This window comes from Ensifer sp. GW101-20A05 (assembly GCF_059424735.1).
In genome coordinates this window covers 1-592 of the sequence record NZ_JBWKZT010000058.1, presented here as the reverse complement: position 1 = coordinate 592, position 592 = coordinate 1, and the positions used below count along the sequence as shown (strand labels likewise).

The following is a 592-nucleotide window of genomic DNA, read 5'->3' as shown; positions in this document are numbered from 1 at the left end:
TGCGGGTTTCGGTAATTCGCGGACATGGATTCCATTAAATCCCGGACAGCGATTTCACTAAATCCGGGACAGCATTTCCGCTAATTCCCGGACAACGCTTCCGGTAAATCCCGGACAGTCTTTCGGCGATTAAAACATCGACTTTCGCACGCGCCGTTTTTGCCATTCTGGACCCCGATTTGAGAGGGGTGCGGGGAATGGCGAGACGGAAGCAGGCGAGACTTATTGACGTGAAGGACATTCGATCGATATTGCGACTGACGCACGAACAGGGGCTTTCGGTTCGTGCGATATCGGAACGGCTGAAGATCAGCAAAACGACCATTTCGACCTACCTGCTGCGGGCGCGTGAGGCCGGGCTGACGGGCTGGCCGTTGCCGCCTGGGCTTGACGAGGACGCTGTGTTGCAGCGTCGCCTGTTCCATCGTCGCGGCCGCCCGCCCCAGGACATGCACGCGCCAGACTGGGGCCAGATCGCCAGTGAACTAAAGCGAAAGGGCGTGACGCTGACGCTGTTGTGGCAGGAATATCGCGAGCGGCACCCCAACGGTTATGGATACACATGGTTCTGTGAGCGTTTCGCCGCTTTCGA

General features: G+C 58.1%; 1 protein-coding gene. It reads left to right on the top strand.

What is annotated here, in order from left to right; all coding sequences use genetic code 11:
• Window positions 1-197 precede the first annotated feature (197 nt).
• On the top strand, window positions 198-592 hold a 395-nt coding region (locus AC070A_RS34640), incomplete at its 3' end, for a sigma factor-like helix-turn-helix DNA-binding protein (protein ID WP_494773651.1).